Origin of the sequence: Volucribacter psittacicida (assembly GCF_004339025.1) — a bacterium.
Taxonomy (GTDB): domain Bacteria; phylum Pseudomonadota; class Gammaproteobacteria; order Enterobacterales; family Pasteurellaceae; genus Volucribacter; species Volucribacter psittacicida.
Genome location: NZ_SMFT01000007.1, coordinates 1 through 19,677, shown reverse-complemented (window position 1 = coordinate 19,677; position 19,677 = coordinate 1). Strand labels below are relative to the sequence as shown.

Below are 19,677 nucleotides of genomic sequence, written 5' to 3'. Positions count from 1 at the left end.
AAACTAACGCATCGTTACAAACTCTTCAGAGCCCGTCGGATGAATTGCCACCGTATTATCAAAATCTGCCTTCGTCGCCCCCATTTTAATGGCAACAGCAAAACCTTGAATCATTTCATCAACGCCAAAACCAATACCATGTAATCCCACAATTTTTTCGTCTTTACCTACACAAACTAATTTCATACGGCAAGGCTGACGATGCTGAGTAACTGCGGTATACATCGCAGTAAAGCTAGATTTATAGACTTTAACATTTTCTTCGCCATATTGTGCAATAGCCTCAGGCTCAGTTAAGCCAATGGTACCAATAGGAGGATGGCTAAAGACCACCGTTGGCACTAAATGATAATCTAAATGTTCATTCGGTTTATTATTGAATAAACGCTCGGATAAACGGCGTCCTGCGGCTACTGCCACTGGAGTAAGCTCAATACCACCTTCAATAATATCCCCTACCGCATAAATACCCGGCACATTGGTATTTTGAAACTTATCTACCTTAATAAAGCCACGCTCATTGGTTTCAACGCCCGTTACATCAAGGTTAATCACATCTGTAGCAGGCTCACGTCCTATCGCCCACACTAAACAATCTACCTCAGTGCGACGCCCATCTTCTAAAATTAAGGTTAATGAACCATCGTCATTTTTCACTACACGCTGAGGAATTGCTTGAGTATGTAATTGAATACCCTCTTGTTCAAAAACTTCTATTAAGGTTTCATATAGCATCGGATCCATTGAACGTAAAGGAGCATGCTTACGCACAAATAAATGGCTTTCCACGCCAAAACTATGGAATACCCCAGCAAGCTCTACAGCAATATAACCTGCCCCCACAATAGCAACACGTTTTGGTAATTCTTGCAAAGCAAAGACACCATCAGAATCAATACCATACTCCGCGCCTTCAATATTTGGACGAGATGGACGACCACCTGTTGCAATCAAAATATGATCAGCCGTAATTTTTTCGCCATTGACTTCAACGGTTTTGCTATCCACAAATTTGGCAAAACCTTGAATAACATCAACATTATTCTTGCTTAAAACATTATTATAAGAATTATGAATACGCCCAATATAAGCCTCACGACTTTCCACTAACTTAGCGTAATTAAAGGATTTCAATTCAAGATCAAAACCATAATCTGGCGCATAAAGTTTCACCGCCTCAGCAATTTGAGCCCCATGCCACATTACTTTCTTAGGCACACAACCAACATTGACACAAGTTCCACCTAAATGCTTAGCTTCAATAATGGCACATTTCTTACCATAACTTGCTGCACGATTAATAGAGGCAATACCGCCACTACCACCACCAATAGCAATATAATCATAATGTTTTGTCATTTTCTTATCCTTTTTTAATATTAAAAAAATTTTGCCTTATTGTGCTAGAAATTAGCTTATAAGGCAAACGGATTGAATAGATTAGTTTGATTGGTATTATCAATAATTATAATACATATTATTGAATCATACCTACTTCAAAAGTGCGGTATATTTTTAAAAAATTTTATCATTCAATAAAATTCAATTTAAAAGAAGCTACTCACTCCCCCACAATCCAATCCACCGTCCAACTGCCTGTACCTGTAGGAGCTAGACAATTAACTAAATAAGGCAAAATTTGTTTCATTTGAGATTCTAATTGCCAAGGTGGATTAATCACGATCATACCGCTTGCTGTCATTCCACGTTGCTGGTTATCAGGTAAAACCGCAAGCTCAATTTGTAAGATTTTTTTGATACCTGTTTGTTTTAGCCCATTTATCATACGCTTTATTTGCTGACGTAAAACCACTGGATACCAAATCGCATAAGTTCCTGTAGCAAAACGCTTATAGCCTTCTTCAACGGCTTTAACGACCAACTCATAATCCTCTTTTAGTTCATAAGGCGGATCAATTAAGATCAATCCTCGACGCTCTTTAGGTGGTAATGTGGATTTTAATTGTTGAAAGCCGTTTTCTCGCTTAACCTTCACATTAGTAAACTGACTAAAATTATGACGTAATAAAGGAAAATCGGTGGGATGTAATTCCGTCAATAAAGCACGATCTTGTGGGCGTAACAACGTTGCTGCGATTAAGGATGAGCCCGCATAATAACGTAGCGTTTTGCTACCATTTAAACGCTGAATTAAGTTAACATACCTTGCTAATTCAGGCGGCAAATCTGTTTTATCCCATAAACGTGCAATCCCCTCTTTATATTCCCCTGTTTTTTCCGCTTGTGCTCCCGTTAATTGATAACGCCCTGTACCTGCGTGGGTATCTAAATAATAAAAGCCTTTATCTTTTTGTTGTAAACTTTCAATAATCAACATTAAAACAAAATGTTTTAGTACATCAGCGTGATTGCCTGCATGAAAACTATGACGATAACTTAGCATAATCCCCCTTTAATCAGTAAAAATTTTAGCAAAGTGTACCGCACTTTGCGAGAAATAAGAATAGATGGGGAGGGGCTATTTTTATTTAAAGATGTATTATTTTATTTTACAAAATACGAAGGGCTTATCCCCTCTCAGGAAATAACAACATTATTACGCTAAATGATCCGCCAAAAACAATGGGCCTAAGGTTTTTTGTGGTAATGCAAATTCACTTGGGTAACTCACATGGACTAAATATAACCCAGCGGCTTTTGCTGTTGGTGCCGCTAAAGTGCGGTCTTTTTTCGCCAAAATTTCCCCAATCCATTCCACAGGGCGATAACCACTGCCCACTTCCAGCAAACTTCCTACGATATTACGCACCATATGATGTACAAACGCATTAGCTTTAATATCCACAATAATATAATGCCCTTGCCGAATGACTTGAAGATGATGCACATTACGCCATGGTGTTTTAGACTGACATTGTGCGGCACGAAAAGTAGAAAAATCCTGTTCCCCTAATAAAAATTGTCCAGCCTGGTGCATTTTCTGATGATCCAGAGGAAGATGATAATGGCTCACCCCTTGCGGTAAAATTGCCGAACGTAACCTATGATTATAAATCACATAACGATAACGGCGTGCAGTGGCACTAAAGCGAGCATGAAAATCCTCACTGACCGTTTTACTCCAAACGACCGCAATATCATCAGGTAAATGCGCATTAACCCCAAAACACCAAGCCTTCTCAGGGCGATTAGCTGAGGTTTCAAAATGTACCACCTGCCCCGTAGCATGCACTCCCGAATCTGTTCTCCCTGCACAAAAAACCTGAATATCTTCATTTGCCACAAAAGACAAGGCTTGCTCCAATCGTGCTTGTACAGAATCCACATTCTGTTGACGTTGCCAGCCAAAATATTGTTGTCCGCTATACTCAATACCTAGGGCAATTTTTGTGGTCATCATTTACTCTTTCAATATTAATATGCTAATAAAAAAACACCAATCACAAGGATTGGTGTAGGAGGTTTATTTAGATAAAATCTTATACACGTTTGAAGTCAATATGCACTAATTTTGGTTTGAATGGGTGACGTTGCATTGCTTGAACTTTAACAGCAACATCTTTTCCATCGATCACTAAAGTAATCACTTCAGAATAGAAAGAATCATGAACTTGTGCATTATTTAAATCATCGTGATTTAAAATAATAGATACTGGTGCTTCACTACCACCATACACGATAGCAGGAATTTGACCATTATGACGCAGGCGGCGGCTCGCACCCTTACCTTGCGCAGAACGAACTTCAGCGTTAAATTTAAATGACATGTTAATTTTCTCTTAACTATTGAGCATAAGCTCTTTTTCATAAAAAACCGCAGGCGACCCAGCGATTTCCCCTAAATACTCTCAATTCATATTGATTGAGGGCGTGGATTATACGCAATATACATAGAAAAATCAATGCAAAATGGCTTATGCTCAGCATAAAATCAACGCAGTTTTTGTGAACTGATGCAAATATTTTTAATATTGTACAAGACAAAAACAGGATTTCTCTATATGATTAATAAACAATACAAACAATCCCATTTAACAATCATTAAGGAGTGAATTTATGCAAAGCTGGACATCAGAAATGTGGCAAAGCGCACTAATTGGTTTCGTTATTGGTGCAATTCTTGGTTATATTATCCTACGTTTTACTAAAGGTTCTGTGAAAAAACAGGTACAAACAGAAACCGAATTAAAACAATTAAAAAACCAAGTTGCTACCCAACAGCAAGAATTAGAAAAACATTTTGCTGAAAGTGCGGAGTTATTAAAAATGCTGGCTCAAGACTATCAAAAGCTATACCAACATTTTGCGACAACTTCCGCAACCTTACTTCCTGAAACAGAAAATAAAGCCTTATTTACCCCAACACTACTTCCTGATAATAATCCAACTACTGAGCTAGACGCTATTAAAACAGAAGAATCTATTGAGGCAAAAAACAATGATAATCCACCTAAAGATTATTCAGACAAGGCTTCGGGGATTTTTAAAGCGGAGAAGTGATTAAAAGTTTTAGCCGTTTCAATTTAAAATAAGACAAAGTGGCATACCGAAAGCAGTACACATAGTAAAGCTAGGCGTGCCAAAATTGTGTTTTAAAGTGAAACGACTATATTTATCTACTCCACCATAAAACAGGCAATTTTACTGCCGTCAGCGGCTGTGCGTAACGGTGGTTGCTGTTGTTTACAATAGTCATTGGCTAAATGACAACGTGCGTGGAAGGCACAGCCTTGGGGTGGGTTGAGTGGGCTTGGTAATTCGCCAGTGAGTTTAATGCGTTCACGCCGTAAATGTGGCGAGAGTCTTGGGGTGGCGGATAATAAGGCTTGGGTATAGGGGTGGCGTGGCTGGCTAAAGATTTGTTGTACGCTGCCTTGTTCAACACAACGCCCTAAATACATAACCATTACCTCATCGGCAATATGTTCTACCACAGAAAGATCGTGGGAAATGAAAACATAAGAAAGTCCTAATTCCGCCTGTAAATCCATCATAAGATTAAGCACTTGCGCTCTCACTGACACATCTAAAGCGGATACGGGTTCGTCCGCTACGACAATATCAGGTTTGAGCATTAAGCCTCTTGCTATGGCAATACGTTGCCGTTGTCCACCTGAAAACATATGGGGATAACGATGATAAAACTCAGCCTTTAAACCCACTTTTTCCATCATAGCTAACACTTGTTGCTTACGTTGTTGGGCGGAAAGATTGGTGTTAATAATTAAAGGTTCTTCCAGAATTGTGCCTATTTTTTTGCGTGGGTTGAGTGAGGCATAAGGGTTTTGAAAAATAATTTGGATTTTTTGACGGCGTAATTTTTGCGTGGCTTTGTCGTTTACCAAAAAATTTTGTCCATTGTAGTAAAGTTCACCATCGGTAGGTGTTTCGATCATTGTTAATAATCGCCCTAATGTGGATTTACCACAGCCTGATTCGCCCACTACCGCTAAGGTTTTGCCTTTTTCTAAGCGAAAAGAAACCCCATCTAGGGCTTTAACCTGTTTTTCTTTTGCTAAAAATCCAGTTTTAACAGGGTAATATTTTTTCAAGTTATTGGCATCAAGTAAGGGGGCTTGTGAATTAAGCATTGCTTGGTACTCCTTGATCATTTAATGGGGTATGGCATTTCACACGGCGTTCGCCAATCTGTTGTAAGTGCGGTTCAATTTGGCGACATTTTTCTGTGGCATAAGGGCAACGAGGATTTAATAAACAACCTTGTGGGCGATCATATTTACCCGGCACAACGCCTGATAAGGACTGTAATCGTGATTTTCCTTCGGCAAACTCAGGCAAGGCTTGTAATAAGGCTTGAGTATAAGGATGACGAGGCAAGGTAAAAATTTCTTCGGCTTTTCCTTCTTCAACGATTTGTCCTGCATACATTACCATAATGCGTTGTGCCGCTTCGGCAACAAGGGCTAAATCGTGGGTAATGAGAATAAGCGCCATTTTTTCTTTTTGTTGTAACTTTAACAATAAATCCATAATTTGCGCTTGAATAGTAACATCAAGGGCTGTCGTGGGTTCATCGGCAATCAATAATTTCGGTTTACAAGCAATCGCCATGGCAATCATTACCCGTTGGCTCATTCCGCCTGAAAGCTGGTGCGGGTAAACATTTAAGCGAGATTCTGGATCAGGAATACCTACAATCTCCAACAATTCTAATGCACGCATTTTGCGTTGTTTACGACTACCGCCTTGGTGGACTTTGAGGGCTTCCATAATTTGAAAACCAACGGTATAGCAAGGGTTTAAACTGGTCATAGGATCTTGGAAGATCATGGCAATTTCCGAGCCGATTAACTTGCGCCTTTTGTTTTTATCAATGGCGAGTAAATCATTTTGTAAAAAATACAGAGCCTGTGCATTAACACGCCCGGGGGCATCAATCAGCCCCATAATCGCAAGCGAGCTAACCGATTTTCCTGACCCCGATTCGCCCACAATACCTAAAACTTCTCCTTCTTTTACTTGGTAGCTAATACGATCGACTGCTTTAAAAGGTGTTTTTTCATCGCCAAAATGTACGGATAATTGTTGAACATCTAATAATGCCATTTGTTTCTCCTTACTGCTTTAATTTTGGATCAAGGGCATCACGCAGACCATCACCCATAAGATTAAAGGCTAGCACTAAGGATAGAATGGCTAAGCCTGGAATCGTGACTAACCAATTTGCTGATTGCATAAAACCTCGAGATTCTGCCAACATTGTGCCTAATTCTGGTGTAGGTGGTTGAGCCCCAATACCGAGAAAGCCTAAGGCGGCAAGCTCTAAAATGGCGTTAGAAATCCCCATAGTCATTTGCACAATTAAAGGGGCAAGGCAATTAGGTAAAATCACAATAAACATTAAGCGAAAAACATTTGCACCTGCCACACGAGATGCTACCACATAATCACGATTAATTTCACTTAACACCGAAGCTCGTGTTAAGCGGACGTAACTGGGAATAGACACAATGGCAATAGCGATGGCGGCATTGGTTAAGGAAGGGCCTAAAATGGTTACCACGCCAATGGTCAGCAATAAACTAGGAATGGCTAACATAATATCCACTAAGCGCATAATGAGGGTATCCAAAATTCCGCCATAATATCCTGCAAGCAAGCCTAATATAACGCCTCCGATACAAGATAAGGCAACAATAATCAAGCCAATAAATAAGGACAAACGTGCCCCATAAATAATTCGCGATAAAATATCGCGTCCAATATCATCGGTACCAAGGAAATAGGTGCTTACGCCGCCTTCAAACCAAGCAGGCGGTAATAATAAGTCCGCACGATGTTGTGCTATAGGGCTAAATGGCGCGATATAATCAGCAAAAATACAGACTATAGCCACAAAACTAATAAAAATAAGCCCAATAACCGCCCCTTTATTTTGGCAAAAATAAAACCAAAATTCTTGCCAAGGGGTTTTAGGGATAGGTTCAAGCAAGGTTTGCTTTTCTATGTTTGTTGACATCGACACTCCAAGGATTATTTATGATGAATACGTGGATTAATCACACCATAAATAATATCTACAGTTAAATTAACCAAAATAATAATGGTAGCAATAATCAGCACAGAGCCTTGTAAAACAGGATAATCTCTCGCATTAATGGCATCAATAATCCATTTACCAATACCCGGCCAAGAAAAAATATTTTCAGTGAGTACCGCACCTGATAAAAGCTGTCCCACAATTAAACCGACAACTGTTACTACGGGGATTAAAGCATTGCGTAAAGCGTGAACAATCACAATTCTCGTTACACTAAGTCCTTTGGCTTTGGCGGTACGAATATAATCCTCGCCAAGCACTTCTAGCATTGAGGATCTTGTCATTCTTGTTACCACCGCAAGGGGAATGGTGCCTAAGACAATAGCGGGTAAAATCAAGGATTTTACTGCCGCCACAAAAGCACCCGGTTCATCGGAATGCCAAGTATCCCAAAGCATAAATCCTGTCTTCGCATCAATCCAATATTCAGCGGGTAAGCGTCCCCCCACAGGTAACCCCAAAGGCGTGGAAAAATACAAAATTAAGATTAAACCCCACCAAAAAATCGGCATAGAATAGCCTGTTAAAGAAAGCGAAGTAACTAAATGAGAAATCCAGCTATCTTTTTTAACCGCAGCAATCACGCCTAATATCACTCCAAGAATTAATGACCATAATAAGGCAAAAAACGCCAATTCTACGGTGGCAGGGAATAAGGTGAAAAACTCTTTTAGCACAGGTTCATTATTGCGAAAAGATTGCCCAAAATCCCCTTGTAGCACATTGCCCACATAGCTAAGATATTGTTGATACAAAGGTTTATCTAAACCTAATTGTTGGATCATTTGTGCGTGTACTTCTGGACTTACCCCACGTTCTCCCATACGAATCTCAATAGGATCGCCAGGAATTAAATGCACCAAGGCAAAAGTGATCAAGGTTATCGCCAAAAAGGTGGGAATAACCATGAATATTCGCTTAAAAATAAAGAAAAACATAAGTCTAGTTTACCCTTAGTCCGCTAAGTCCACGCCATAGAAAGGGTGCAAACCAAAGGGATTTAATTGATAATTTAATACTTTTTTGGAAACAGGTTCATAAATCGTAGAATGCGCAATGGTAATCCAAGGTGCTTGTTCTTTGAAAATGACCTGTGCCTGTTCATATAATTTTGCACGTTCCGCTTGATCGCTAATTTGAGCAGCTTTTACCACTAATTTATCAAAGGGCTGATAACAGAATTTTGCATAGTTCGAGCCTTGTTGAACAGAAGCACAACTTAACAAAATATTTAAGAAATTATCAGGATCACCATTGTCACCAATCCAGCCCATCATACCGACAGAATGTTCGCCATCACGCATACGTTTTAAATATTCGCCCCATTCATAACTGACAATTTTGGTTTTCACACCAATTTGCTCCCAATCATTTTGGATTAATTCTGCCATACGGCGAGCATTAGGGTTGTAAGGGCGAGAAACAGGCATTGCCCAAAGTTCAGTTTCAAATCCCTCGGCAAATCCTGCTTCTTGTAATAATTGTTTGGCTTTTTCTGGATTATATTCATAATCCACCACATCGTCGTTATAGCTCCAAATAGTTGGTGGCATTGGATTTTTAGCGATTTGTGCCGTATTTTGATAAACCGAAGTAATAATTGCTTGTTTATTTACCGCATAATTTAAGGCTTGGCGTACTTTAAGGTTATCAAAAGGCGGTTTTTGCACATTAAAATTCACATAACCAATATTTAAACCTGCTTGGCTTAATAAAGTGATTTTTTCATTGGCACGAATTTTGTCTAAATCCATCGGATTTGGCGACACCATAACATGGCATTCGCCACGTTCTAATTTGGCATAACGCACTGAAGGATCAGGCGTAATACTAAATACAAGGCGATCTACAGGCGTTCTACCTTGCCAATATTGCTCAAAGGCTTTAAAACGAATAAGGGAATCTTTTTGATAATTAACAAATTCAAAAGGGCCTGTTCCAATGGGAAAATTATCCACTTTTTCTTTTGTGCCTGCTTGTGCCATTTTATCGGCATATTCCGCCGATAAAATAGAAGCAAAATCCATAGCTAAATTAGATAAAAAAACCGCATTAGGCACTTTTAACTGAAATTGCACCCGATAATCGTCCAGTTTTTCAACCTTATCAATAATATTTTGCATATCCATACCCACAAAATATTGATAAGACCCGCCTGAAACTTGATGATAAGGGTGATTTGGATCAAGCTGACGATAAAAAGAAAATAACACATCATCGGCATTAAAATTACGGCTTGGACGAAAATCTTTATTACTATGGAATTTTACCCCTTGGCGTAAATAAAAAGTATAGGTTTTGCCGTCCTCCGACACTTCCCAACGTTCAGCCAAAGAGGGAACTAGCTCCGTTGAGCCCTGTTTAAAATCCACTAAACGATTAAACACTTGTTGCCCTGAGGCATCAATACTTACCATATCGCTTGCGAGTTGTGGATTAAAATAAGAAGGCGAGGCTTCTGTACAATAAACAAGGGTTTTAGGGGCAGCTAATGCCCCTGCTGAACAGCATAATGCCAATAAAGAAAAAGAATATTTATAGACCCACATAATTAAAGACCTCTACATTATTTGGTTAAACAAAACATTAAGTGCAAAGTTACCTTAGTTTTACAAGATATTTAAACGAAAACAATCACTTCAAAAATAACAAGAGTAAAAACGCACAAAAATTAAATTTTATTTAACCAAAAATCATTATTTTAAAAATTTTCAAAAAAATAACCGCACTTTATCTTTAGCGAATAATCATATCATCACGATGAATTGCCACAGGTCCATACTCATAACCTAAAATTTGTTCAATTTGTTGCGATTTTTTACCCTTAATTAATGACAACGCATCGCTATTATAACGACACATTCCCAATGCAATATCCTTGCCCGTTTGAGTACGAATACGCAATACTTCACCCCGTGAAAAATTCCCCTCTACCTGCACAATCCCAGCGGGCAATAACGATTTTCCTTGAGATAAAATTGCCTGTTCAGCCCCCTGATCCACCACAATAACCCCAGCAGAAGGCGCGGCAAATAGCCATTGTTTACGGCTTTCCAAGGGATCAGTTTGTGCCATAAATTTTGTGCCATGGGCAATATTCTGGGCAAGTTCAACAATGACATTCGGTTTATTGCCTTGCACAATAATGGTTTCAATCCCAGAGCGTGTTGCCACATCGGCGGCATTCACTTTGGTACTCATTCCCCCAGTACCTAAGGTGGTGCCACTCCCCCCCGCAATCGCACGAATATGCGCATCAATTTTTTCCACTTGTGAAATCAAAGTAGCATTGGCACTTTTACGCGGATCTTCATTAAATAAGCCCTGTTGATCTGTTAATAAATATAACTGATCTGCTTGCACCAAAATTGCCACCAATGCCGATAAATTATCATTATCGCCCACCTTAATCTCGCTGGTAGCAACCGCATCATTTTCATTAATCACAGGAATAATATGATTATCTAATAAAGCGTGCAAAGTATCTCTCGCATTTAAAAAACGCTCACGATCTTCAATATCCGCCCTAGTCAACAATAATTGCCCAATATGAATACCATAAATGGCAAATAATTTTTCCCAAGCCTGAATAAGCTGGCTTTGCCCCACCGCAGCTAATAATTGTTTTGAAGCGATAGTTGGTGGCAAATCAGGCTGCCCAAGATAATCACGCCCTGCGGCGATAGCACCTGAAGTAACAATAACAATACGCATACCTTGCTGGTGCAACTGGGCAAATTGACGGACAAAATCAAGCATTTGAGGTAAATTCAAATGCGTTGAACCTTGGGTTAAGGTGCTTGTACCAAATTTCACCACAATGGTTTTTTGGATTGAATGAGTTGACATAAAAATTATCCTTATCCAGTAAAAGGACAAAATCAAATAAAAATGAAAGATAAATTAGCATAAAAAAATAAAAAATTTAACCGCACTTTTATGCTTTAGTGTTTTTTCTTGTGAAAGTCGCTATAATTTTGACTTTTAAATGATTATAGTCGCGACAATTTAAAATAAGATAAGGCGACGACTCTAATATCACAAACAAGGATAGGATTATGACCCTAAGTATGATTGTAGCAATGACCCAAAATCGAGTTATCGGCAAAGATAATCAAATGCCTTGGCATTTACCTGCGGATCTTGCTTGGTTTAAACAACATACCCTTGGCAAGCCAGTGATTATGGGACGCAAAACCTTTGAATCCATTGGGCGAGCCTTACCCAAACGCCCAAATATCATATTATCTCGCTCAGCCTTTCATCATCAAGATATACAAGTGGTGCAGGATATGGAAACCGCTCTCGCTTTAAGCAAAGATTACCCTGAAGCTATGTTAATCGGCGGTGGGCAATTATTTGAACAATATATAGATAAGGTTGATCGTCTTTATCTCACAATAATACAAACCGAGTTAGCAGGCGATACCTTCTTCCCTGAACTTGATTGGACGCAATGGCATATTCAATCAGAACTATATCGCCCAGCAGATGAGCAAAATGCTTATGATTTACGCTTTTTTGTGCTTGAGCGTTGTGGGTAGGGATTGTACGAAAATAATCCAAAACCCACCGCACTTTTAGATATAAATCTTACAGTTATATCCCATTCGCTTTGATTGCATTCCCCACTATGGTATATAATCACTTCCACTTATTTCATTGTTAATTAAAGGTATGAATTATGCAAAATCCAAAAGATGATGTTCTTTATGCACCTGTGGAATGGGTGGATCATAGCGAGGGCTATACGGATATTCGTTATCATAAATCTAGCGATGGGATTGCTAAGATTACGATTAATCGCCCTGAGGTGCGTAATGCGTTTCGTCCGCAAACAGTAAAAGAGATGATCCAAGCCTTTTCTGATGCTCGTTTTGATGAAAAAATTGGTGTGATTGTTTTAACTGGTGAGGGGGAGAAAGCCTTTTGTTCTGGTGGCGATCAGAAAGTGCGTGGCGATTATGGTGGCTATAAAGATGAGGCTGGGGTACATCATTTAAATGTATTAGATTTTCAACGTGATATTCGTACTTGTCCTAAACCTGTGGTGGCGATGGTGGCTGGTTATGCGATTGGTGGTGGGCATGTGTTACATATGTTATGTGATATTACCATTTCCGCCGATAATGCCATTTATGGACAGACAGGCCCGAAAGTCGGATCCTTTGACGGCGGTTGGGGGGCTTCTTATATGGCTCGCTTAGTGGGGCAGAAGAAAGCCCGTGAGATTTGGTTCTTGTGCCGTCAATATAATGCTCAAGAGGCATTAGAGATGGGGTTAGTGAATACTGTTGTGCCTTATGCCGAGTTAGAACGTGAGACGGTACGTTGGTGTCGTGAGATGTTGCGTAATAGTCCAATTGCGTTACGTTGTTTAAAAGCGGCGTTAAATGCGGACTGCGATGGGCAAGCGGGGTTACAGGAGTTAGCAGGTAATGCGACGATGTTATTCTATATGACAGAAGAAGGGCAAGAAGGTCGTAATGCCTTTAATGAGAAGCGCACCCCTGATTTTAGTAAGTTTAAGCGTAATCCTTAATATAGTCGTTCCACTTTAAATTAAAACGACTATAAGATTAAAAAGTGCGGTAATTTTTACCGCACTTTTTTTACGATTAAACAATGCTAAATAAAAAAATAGCCGATAAGAATATCGGCTATTGATTTAGATTGACGAATTAAGAAATCGTAATACCTTCTTGGATATAGATGGTTTGTGTACCATATATTAAACTTGAGCTGGTATAGACATTATAAGTATAACCATCTACGGTGGTAGTACCACTGTTTGTCCAGCTAATAAGACCTGAGAAATCTACGGTTGTTGTAGAATCTCCTCGAACATACATACTTTCTCCATCAGTGGATGAGCTGTAAGTCGCTGCGGTTACCGTTAATGTACTGTTTGAACCAAGATCTAAAATATCAATGCTAGATAAGTTGCTCATTGATAATGTTGATCCTGAAGTGGTAATTACCGTATCCGTTACGCCAGAAGTACCATTAATTGTACCACCAGTAATGCTATTAATTGTAACAGTGGTGTTGCTACCTGTTAGGTTGATCGTACCGCCTGATAAGCTCGTGATAGCTAAAACATCATCTGCACCAATGCTGACTGTTCCTGATGACATTGTACCTATGGTAATGGTATCTACAGCACTATCATCATCTGAGGCATTAATCGTTGCCCCTGATACGGTACTAATGGTAATGGTGTCAGCACCTGTACCTGCATTAATTGTACCGCCACTTGCAGTGGTAATTGTGATGGTGTCGTCACCCGCACCTGCGTTAATGGTTCCACCGCTTACTGTGCCAATAGTAATAATGTCGTTACCAGAGCCTGCATTGATGGTTCCGCTACTCATAGTGCCAGTAATGGTTAATTCATCATTACCATCGCCAAGATTAATGGTTGGCGAGCCTAATAAGCCATTATTGGTGACATTGCCACCGATGGTAATAATATCATTACCTGATCCCATTTCTACAGTAACTGGCCCATAAACATTACCTGTTACACTTAAGGTGTCATCGTCATCACCGAGATCAACGGTTCTTGATAAACCACTATAGAGGTTTCCGCCAATGGTTAAGCTATCTTCACCTGCCCCCATTGAAATATTTGTTCTAAATACATCTTGAGTAACAATGATTTGATCGTCGCCCTCACCAGTAGTTACCGTAGAAGCTGAAAGATGACGACCAACACGAAGAATATCATCTCCATCTCCTAATGTTAAGGTTGAATCTTCAATATCCTGACCAACGATAATCGTATCATCTCCTGTACCTGCAGTTAATGTTGAGCTATCCAAATTAACACCGATATTCACAGTATCATCACCAGCCCCCATTGAGATGGTTGTACTATCTTCAACGGAGCCTCCAATGGTTAGAGTATCGTTACCATTGCCCATATCAATGCTAGAAGCTGCCGCAGTAAGTGCATTCACATCTTCTAAAGACGTTGGTTTTCTAACATCGCCACCAATCACGATCACATCGTCATTAGCCCCTGTTGAAATTGTGGTTGAACGAGCATCTCCTGTAATAGTAATGTTATCTTGACCATAACCTGCCACAATGGTTGCCCCATCTGTGTAGCCATAAATAGTCGCATTATTCACATCCTCTTCGGAGTCAATATTGTCATCATTACCTAGGCTTAAACCGCTACCATCTTGATACTCTGCTAAGTATTCCTCAGGCATATTGCTGCCATTTTCAGTACCACTACCCAGATCTAAATAGCCTGAGAAGGAAATATTGTTATAGGTATCCGCATCGCCTTGGATAAAGGTATCACTACCTGAGCCTAAGTAAATTTGCCCTGCATTAGTAATACCACTTTTCGCAATAATTACCGTATCATCTCCTGATTCACCAAAGACAAAGGAATCAGCATACATTGCACGCATAGCGGTATTTTCTACATCAAGTTCATAGGTATCATTACCCTCGCCTAAATATACTCTAGTCCAAGTATATTGGTTACCACGCACTTTCAATACATCATCACCTGCGGCTAAGTCGATTGTTGTTAAACTCTCTGAGCCATCAGCTTTAGCTGCATCTGGGCCATTTTCATTTAATACCGATAATCTTCCTGCAATATTACCGTAGGTACTGGTTGCTGTACCATTCTGATAATACCCCACATATACCGTATCATCATAGTTAGTGGTAACAAGTGGATCATAAGGCGATGACTCATAACTGACGACATAAGCATTACCACCTGCAGCCGAGCTTTTACTGGTTGAATAAGATGCAGATATTGCATACTTCAAGGTTAAATCACCATCTAATGAACTTAATGAAATAGCATTACCATCATAAATAACCCCTGTTGCCGATGCGCCAGAATTATTTGTGGTTGTGGTTTCAGCCTCAGCATTACCCCCTGATACAGCGGTAATAGTTGCCACTACCATTTCAGCCCCTTCAGAATAGAAGGCTTCTTCATTTTGTTCTAGTGTTGGATCCAATAAGATCGAAACACTGGTTTCGCCCGCTGGGATCACGACAGTAATCGTATTGCTTTCGCTATCATAGGTTACAGTGCCTTTTTCACTATATAAGCTCACTGAACCATCATATTGAGAACCTGATACCGTAGAATAGTCATCCGCATTGGTATAAGAACCTAAATTAATAGTGACCTCAATATCTTCATCAGAGGCTTCCGTTAAACTTACAGTATAAACTAAACCCGTTGATGAATCGCTATCTTCCATTGTTGCTGGTACTTCTGTGGTTTCTCCATCAACTGTGGCATAAGCTGTCATCGCATTACCTCTTGTATCTGTTGATGTTGTGGCAACACTGATACTCACAATAATAGGTATATCTGTTGTATCACTATCTGTGGCAGTTTCGCCTGCTGTATTTTCAACAGAAGCCGTTATGGTATAAGAGGTTGTATTAGAGTAATTACTAATTGCATTACTTGTTACTGTTGCTGTCCAAGAACCATCTTCCTCAACCAATGCCGTTGTTGTATAAAGTACGCTGTCTCCATCACTGATCGTGATTGTCACAGTTTGTCCTGCTTCAACATTTTCAGTTACCCCCGCAATACTATAACCCGAGCTATTTAATGCTTCAGTAATAGTTGCATAGTCATCACTATCAATATAGTTACCACTTTCATCAACGCTTTCTGAACTACCAGCAATCGTTGTGATGTCGATGGTTGGGGTTCCCATAGATAACACATTATCTTCGGTATTTTCATCGGTTGCAGTAATAGTGTTACCGTTGTTATCGGTAGTCTCCGCAGTAATGGTTAAGGTACCATCCGTTAAGCTGCTAACATCAATATCATCTAGGCTGTAAGTACCATCTTCATTGACTGTTGTGGTCGCAGTAACCGTATTCTTATCACTGTCTGTAATAGTCACTGTCACTACGGTGTCTGCTGAAACATCATCTGTTTCGCCTGTCACACTTACAGTACCATTTTCATTATTTACCGTACCATCTACGCTAATGCTACTTTCTACTGCGTCTAACACTTGGCTATCATCAGTTTCACTGATGGTATTGCCGTTATTATCGGTGGTTTCCACTTTAATGGTTAACTCGCCATCCGTTAAGCTGCTGACATCAATATCATCTAGGCTGTAAGTACCGTCTTCATTGACTGTTGTGGTCGCTGTTACAGTACCGCCATCTTTATCCGTGATCGTGATTGTCACGGTTTCACCTTTTTCCACATCGGTGGTGCTACCGCTTACATCAACTGTTGCATTGTCATTATCTACGCTACTTTCAACCGTGATACTGCTTTCTACCGCATCTAACACTTCGCTGTCATCAGTTTCACTGATGGTATTGCCATTATTATCGGTCGTTTCCACTTTAATGGTTAACTCGCCATCCGTTAAGCTGCTAACATCAATATCATCTAAGCTATAAGTACCATCTTCATTGACTGTTGTAGTCGCTGTTACAGTATCGCCATCTTTATCAGTGATCGTGATTGTTACGGTTTCACCTTTCTCCACATCGGTGGTGCTACCGCTTACATCAACTGTTGCATTGTCATTATCTACGCTAACCTCAACACTGATATTGCTTTCTGTTAGCTCTAACACATTATCCGCAGTATTTTCATCGGTTGCAGTAATAGTGTTGCCGTTGTTATCTGTGGTCTCCGCAGTAATGGTTAAAGTACCATCCGTTAAGCTGCTAACATCGATATCTTCTAGGCTATAAGTACCATCTTCGTTAACCGTAGTGGTCGCAGTAACCGTATTCTTATCACTGTCTGTAATAGTCACTGTCACTACGGTGTCTGCTGAAACATCATCTGTTTCGCCTGTCACACTTACGGTGCCGTTTTCATTATTTACTGTACCATCAACACTAATGCGACTTTCTACTGCGTCTAACACTTGGCTATCATCAGTTTCACTAATGGTATTACCGTTATTATCGGTGGTTTCCACTTTAATGGTTAACTCACCATCCGTTAAGCTGCTAACATCAATATCATCTAGGTTATAAGTACCGTCTTCATTGACTGTTGTGGTCGCTGTTACAGTATCGCCATCTTTATCCGTGATGGTCACTGTCACGGTTTCACCTTTCTCCACATCAGTGGTGCTACCGTTTACATCTACTGTTGCATTGTCATTATCTACGCTAACCTCAACACTGATATTGCTTTCTGTTAGGTCTAACACATTATCCGCAGTATTTTCATCGGTTGCAGTAATAGTGTTGCCGTTGTTATCTGTGGTCTCCGCAGTAATGGTTAAAGTACCATCCGTTAAGCTGCTAACATCGATATCTTCTAGGCTATAAGTACCATCTTCGTTAACCGTAGTGGTCGCAGTAACCGTATTCTTATCACTGTCTGTAATAGTCACTGTCACTACGGTGTCTGCTGAAACATCATCTGTTTCGCCTGTCACACTTACGGTGCCGTTTTCATTATTTACTGTACCATCAACACTAATGCGACTTTCTACTGCGTCTAACACTTGGCTATCATCAGTTTCACTAATGGTATTACCGTTATTATCGGTGGTTTCCACTTTAATGGTTAACTCACCATCCGTTAAGCTGCTAACATCAACATCTTCTAAGCTATAAGTACCATCTTCGTTAACTGTAGTGGTCGCAGTAACCGTATTCTTATCACTGTCTGTAATCGTCACTGTCACTACGGTGTCTGCTGAAACATCATCTGTTTCGCCTGCCACACTTACAGTACCGTTTTCATTATTTACCGTACCATCAACGCTAATGCGACTTTCTACCGCGTCTAATACTTGGCTATCATCAGTTTCACTAATGGTATTACCGTTATTATCGGTCGTTTCCACTTTAATGGTTAACTCGCCATCCGTTAAGCTGCTAACATCAATATCATCTAGGCTGTAAGTACCGTCATCGCCCACAGTCGTTGTAGCTGTTACTGTATTACCATCTTTATCCGTAATGGTCACTGTCACAGTTTCACCAGTTGCCACATCGGTGGTGCTACCGTTTACATCAACTGTTGCATTGTCATTATCTACGCTAACCTCAACACTGATATTGCTTTCTGTTAGCTCTAACACATTATCCGCAGTATTTTCATCCGTTGCAGTAATAGTGTTACCGTTGTTATCGGTAGTCTCCGCAGTAATGGTTAAAGTACCATCTGTTAAGCTGCTAACATCAATATCCTCTAAGCTATAAGTGCCATCTTCGTTAACCGTAGTGGTCGCAGTAACCGTATTCTTATCACTGTCTGTAATCGTCACTGTCACTACGGTGTCTGCTGAAACATCATCTGTTTCGCCTGCCACACTTACAGTACCGTTTTCATTATTTACCGTACCATCAACGCTAATGCGACTTTCTACCGCATCTAATACTTGGCTATCATCAGTTTCACTAATGGTATTACCGTTATTATCGGTCGTTTCCACTTTAATGGTTAACTCGCCATCCGTTAAGCTGCTAACATCAATATCATCTAGGCTGTAAGTACCGTCATCGCCCACAGTCGTTGTAGCTGTTACTGTATTACCATCTTTATCCGTAATGGTCACTGTCACAGTTTCACCAGTTGCCACATCGGTGGTGCTACCGTTTACATCAACTGTTGCATTGTCATTATCTACGCTAACCTCAACACTGATATTGCTTTCTGTTAGCTCTAACACATTATCCGCAGTATTTTCATCGGTTGCAGTAATAGTGTTACCGTTGTTATCGGTAGTCTCCGCAGTAATGGTTAAAGTACCATCCGTTAAGCTGCTAACATCAACATCTTCTAAGCTATAAGTACCATCTTCGTTAACTGTAGTGGTCGCAGTAACCGTATTCTTATCACTGTCTGTAATAGTCACTGTCACTACGGTGTCTGCTGAAACATCATCTGTTTCACCTGTCACACTTACAGTACCGTTTTCATTATTTACCGTACCATCAACACTAATGCTGCTTTCTACCGCATCTAATACTTGGCTATCATCAGTTTCACTGATGGTATTGCCGTTATTATCGGTGGTTTCCACTTTAATGGTTAATTCGCCATCCGTTAAGCTGCTGACATCAATATCCTCTAGGCTGTAAGTACCATCTTCATTGACTGTTGTAGTCGCTGTTACAGTATCGCCATCTTTATCCGTGATCGTGATTGTTAC

At 40.0% G+C, this 19,677-nt stretch carries 14 protein-coding genes; 3 read left to right on the top strand and 11 right to left on the bottom strand.

Going from position 1 to position 19,677, the window contains the following annotated elements:
* Positions 1-3 precede the first annotated feature (3 nt).
* From gorA to rplY, 4 genes are all read right to left on the bottom strand, one after another.
* The gene (gene gorA, locus EV694_RS10270) at positions 4-1,359 is read right to left on the bottom strand and encodes a glutathione-disulfide reductase (protein WP_132692201.1); all 1,356 of its coding nucleotides are present in this window, start codon (positions 1,357-1,359) and stop codon (positions 4-6) included.
* A 202-nt stretch (positions 1,360-1,561) separates the two neighbouring features.
* The gene (locus EV694_RS10265; protein WP_132692199.1) at positions 1,562-2,404 is read right to left on the bottom strand and encodes a 23S rRNA (adenine(2030)-N(6))-methyltransferase RlmJ; all 843 of its coding nucleotides are present in this window, start codon (positions 2,402-2,404) and stop codon (positions 1,562-1,564) included.
* Positions 2,405-2,557: 153 nt separating this feature from the next.
* Positions 2,558-3,358 carry a tRNA pseudouridine(38-40) synthase TruA gene (gene truA / locus EV694_RS10260; protein WP_132692281.1) on the bottom strand — a complete coding sequence of 267 codons (801 nt, stop codon included), beginning with the start codon at positions 3,356-3,358 and terminating at the stop codon, positions 2,558-2,560.
* 82 nt (positions 3,359-3,440) lie between these two features.
* Positions 3,441-3,728 carry a 50S ribosomal protein L25 gene (gene rplY, locus EV694_RS10255; protein ID WP_132692197.1) on the bottom strand — a complete coding sequence of 96 codons (288 nt, stop codon included), beginning with the start codon at positions 3,726-3,728 and terminating at the stop codon, positions 3,441-3,443.
* Between the two features lie 289 nt (positions 3,729-4,017).
* On the opposite strand from rplY, the gene EV694_RS10250 reads away from it, so the two are divergent.
* Entirely contained in the window at positions 4,018-4,461 is a 444-nt protein-coding gene (locus tag EV694_RS10250; RefSeq protein WP_132692195.1) for a Z-ring associated ZapG family protein, read from the top strand.
* Between the two features lie 116 nt (positions 4,462-4,577).
* Here the strand turns inward: EV694_RS10250 and EV694_RS10245 are convergent, their stop codons facing one another.
* From EV694_RS10245 to proB, 6 genes are all read right to left on the bottom strand, one after another.
* On the bottom strand, positions 4,578-5,552 hold the full coding sequence (locus tag EV694_RS10245; protein WP_132692193.1) for a peptide ABC transporter ATP-binding protein: 975 nt from the start codon (positions 5,550-5,552) through the stop codon (positions 4,578-4,580).
* Positions 5,545-6,528: a dipeptide ABC transporter ATP-binding protein gene (gene dppD / locus EV694_RS10240; protein WP_132692191.1), complete on the bottom strand. Its 984-nt coding sequence runs from the start codon at positions 6,526-6,528 to the stop codon at positions 5,545-5,547. Before dppD ends, EV694_RS10245 begins: the two co-directional genes overlap by 8 nt.
* 10 nt (positions 6,529-6,538) lie before the next feature.
* Complete coding sequence (locus EV694_RS10235; protein ID WP_207859833.1) at positions 6,539-7,441, bottom strand: ABC transporter permease subunit; 903 nt, start codon at positions 7,439-7,441, stop codon at positions 6,539-6,541.
* A gap of 14 nt (positions 7,442-7,455) precedes the next feature.
* Entirely contained in the window at positions 7,456-8,460 is a 1,005-nt protein-coding gene (locus EV694_RS10230) for an ABC transporter permease subunit (RefSeq protein ID WP_132692189.1), read from the bottom strand.
* Between the two features lie 15 nt (positions 8,461-8,475).
* Positions 8,476-10,071 carry an ABC transporter substrate-binding protein gene (locus EV694_RS10225; protein ID WP_132692187.1) on the bottom strand — a complete coding sequence of 532 codons (1,596 nt, stop codon included), beginning with the start codon at positions 10,069-10,071 and terminating at the stop codon, positions 8,476-8,478.
* Positions 10,072-10,258: 187 nt separating this feature from the next.
* Positions 10,259-11,371 carry a glutamate 5-kinase gene (gene proB, locus EV694_RS10220; protein ID WP_132692185.1) on the bottom strand — a complete coding sequence of 371 codons (1,113 nt, stop codon included), beginning with the start codon at positions 11,369-11,371 and terminating at the stop codon, positions 10,259-10,261.
* 209 nt (positions 11,372-11,580) lie between these two features.
* On the opposite strand from proB, the gene folA reads away from it, so the two are divergent.
* Together folA and menB are read left to right on the top strand one after the other, a co-directional pair.
* Positions 11,581-12,066, top strand: coding sequence for a type 3 dihydrofolate reductase (gene folA, locus EV694_RS10215; RefSeq protein WP_132692183.1), 486 nt, complete (start codon positions 11,581-11,583; stop codon positions 12,064-12,066).
* Between the two features lie 140 nt (positions 12,067-12,206).
* The gene (gene menB, locus EV694_RS10210; RefSeq protein ID WP_132692181.1) at positions 12,207-13,064 is read left to right on the top strand and encodes a 1,4-dihydroxy-2-naphthoyl-CoA synthase; all 858 of its coding nucleotides are present in this window, start codon (positions 12,207-12,209) and stop codon (positions 13,062-13,064) included.
* Positions 13,065-13,203: 139 nt separating this feature from the next.
* Here the strand turns inward: menB and EV694_RS10205 are convergent.
* On the bottom strand, positions 13,204-19,677 hold a 6,474-nt coding region (locus tag EV694_RS10205; protein WP_132692179.1), incomplete at its 5' end, for a hypothetical protein.

Bases quoted from the DNA above. Each gene is read 5' to 3' on its own strand.
- menB (WP_132692181.1), top strand. From the start codon at position 12,207: ATGCAAAATCCAAAAGATGATGTTCTTTATGCACCTGTGGAATGGGTG.
- dppD (WP_132692191.1), bottom strand. From the start codon at position 6,528: ATGGCATTATTAGATGTTCAACAATTATCCGTACATTTTGGCGATGAA.
- folA (WP_132692183.1), top strand. From the start codon at position 11,581: ATGACCCTAAGTATGATTGTAGCAATGACCCAAAATCGAGTTATCGGC.
- EV694_RS10235 (WP_207859833.1), bottom strand. From the start codon at position 7,441: ATGTCAACAAACATAGAAAAGCAAACCTTGCTTGAACCTATCCCTAAA.
- EV694_RS10230 (WP_132692189.1), bottom strand. From the start codon at position 8,460: ATGTTTTTCTTTATTTTTAAGCGAATATTCATGGTTATTCCCACCTTT.
- rplY (WP_132692197.1), bottom strand. From the start codon at position 3,728: ATGTCATTTAAATTTAACGCTGAAGTTCGTTCTGCGCAAGGTAAGGGT.
- EV694_RS10245 (WP_132692193.1), bottom strand. From the start codon at position 5,552: ATGCTTAATTCACAAGCCCCCTTACTTGATGCCAATAACTTGAAAAAA.
- EV694_RS10225 (WP_132692187.1), bottom strand. From the start codon at position 10,071: ATGTGGGTCTATAAATATTCTTTTTCTTTATTGGCATTATGCTGTTCA.
- gorA (WP_132692201.1), bottom strand. From the start codon at position 1,359: ATGACAAAACATTATGATTATATTGCTATTGGTGGTGGTAGTGGCGGT.
- proB (WP_132692185.1), bottom strand. From the start codon at position 11,371: ATGTCAACTCATTCAATCCAAAAAACCATTGTGGTGAAATTTGGTACA.
- EV694_RS10250 (WP_132692195.1), top strand. From the start codon at position 4,018: ATGCAAAGCTGGACATCAGAAATGTGGCAAAGCGCACTAATTGGTTTC.
- EV694_RS10265 (WP_132692199.1), bottom strand. From the start codon at position 2,404: ATGCTAAGTTATCGTCATAGTTTTCATGCAGGCAATCACGCTGATGTA.
- truA (WP_132692281.1), bottom strand. From the start codon at position 3,358: ATGACCACAAAAATTGCCCTAGGTATTGAGTATAGCGGACAACAATAT.